Genomic DNA, 1,819 nt, shown 5'->3' with positions numbered 1-1,819 from the left:
ATAAGACGAGATTTACCTACCAATAAGACGAGATTTACCTACCAATAAGACGAGATTTACCTACCATAAGACGAGATATTATGATAAATTCGTTTTAACGAAAAAATTTTAATTCACGTCTTATGAGTAAATTAGTAGTGAAAGACAATGCCCTAATGAACGCTAGTTACAACTTGGATCTCGTTGAACAGCGCTTAATCTTGTTGGCGATTGTTGAAGCAAGAGAGTCAGGAAAGGGAATTAATGCCAATGACCCTTTAACCGTCCATGCAGAGAGTTATATCAATCAATTTGGCGTAGCTAGACAAACAGCCTACCAAGCCCTCAAAGATGCTTGTGATGATCTATTTGCACGTCAATTCAGTTACCAAGAAATCAATGAACGAGGAAATACCGAAAACGTCCGTTCACGTTGGGTTAGTGAAGTTCGCTATGTGGATGCAGAAGCTACAGTGAAGTTAATCTTCGCTCCTATCGTCATTCCTTTAATTACAAGGCTTGAGGAACGTTTTACTCAGTATGAAATGAAACAGATAAGCGAGCTTTCAACAGGTTATGCAATTCGTTTGTATGAGTTACTGATCTGCTGGAGAACCACAGGGAAAACACCAATCATAGAATTGGCTGACTTTCGGCAAAAAATGGGTGTTCTCGATGCTGAATATCAACGCATGTATGATTTAAAAAAATACGTTTTAGAGCCGTCTCTCAAACAAATCAACGAGCATACAGACATCACAGCGAGCTACGAACAGCACAAAAAAGGGCGGACAATCACAGGATTCTCATTCAAGTTTAAGCAGAAGAAGAAAACAGAGGCGGAAACGCCAAAAAACAGCGATTCTAGCCCACATATCAAAAAACCTAGTCAAATCCCTACCAACATCGTAAAACAGCCTGAAAACGCAAATATGGACGTTTTAGAACACCGTAAAAGCAAAATTACAGGTGCAATCATGGCGAATGGTCTAGCAGATCGCTTTAAACGTGGTGATGAGTCAGTAATGGAGATGATGAAACGTATCAAAGGAGAAATTACAACGGATGCAACAGCCGACCAATGGGAAAACAAACTAGAAGAATTTGGCGTGGTTTTTTAGTCATGACGAAATTCCCGAAGGGCGCACTTTACCATTGAGTCCAATGGGTGCGTTTTTGCCCTGCAAAAAGTGAAAAGGCAAAGTAAATTTACTTTGCCTTTTTTTCTGTTTTTCAAAGAAAGTGATTAGCGAGTGTCTACGAGCGACACAATGAAAGTTCGACTTTCGACCCTCTGAAAAACCGCTTTTTTAGCATCTGATTTCATGAAAATTTTAACTATCGTGTGCTTTTGCTTTTGAGAAGACACGAGCGAAGCGAGTGCCATTTTTGCCTTTGCTTTTGCTTTTTGGGGTTTGGGGCTTGCCCCAACAAGGCACAGAGTAGGAATTTTGAACGGTAGTGAAAAAGTACCCTCTGTGTGTCCTTGCTCAATGCTTTTAAAATCTTTGGTTTTTCTCCGTCATTTGCTAAAAATTGCCCCTGACGTAACGAAGTGAAGTCAAAAAAGTTTGAGCTTTAGCGAAAACCGAGGGCAATTTTCATGAAAAATTGGGCTTTTAATGTTTTTAAATGCTTTTAAATGCTTTTAGCCATACTGAAATGCAAGTATAGCAAGGCATACAGAGGACATAAGACGAGATTTACCTACCAATAAGACGAGATTTACCTACCAATAAGACGAGATTTACCTACCAATAAGACGAGATTTACCTACCATAAGACGAGATATTATGATAAATTCGTTTTAACGAAAAAATTTTAATTCACGTCTTATGAG

General features: G+C 39.0%; 1 protein-coding gene. It reads left to right on the top strand.

The window, feature by feature from the left end; all coding sequences use genetic code 11:
• Positions 1-122 precede the first annotated feature (122 nt).
• Positions 123-1,100, top strand: a complete 978-nt coding sequence (gene repM, locus E2K52_RS14280; RefSeq protein WP_151205666.1) for a replication initiation protein RepM — start codon at positions 123-125, stop codon at positions 1,098-1,100.
• The last annotated feature ends 719 nt before the right edge of the window (positions 1,101-1,819 follow it).

Source organism: Acinetobacter sp. RF14B, assembly GCF_006864105.1.
Classification (GTDB): domain Bacteria; phylum Pseudomonadota; class Gammaproteobacteria; order Pseudomonadales; family Moraxellaceae; genus Acinetobacter; species Acinetobacter lwoffii_C.
The sequence above is the reverse complement of the archived record's forward strand: the minus strand, read 5'-3'. Positions and strand labels throughout refer to the sequence as shown.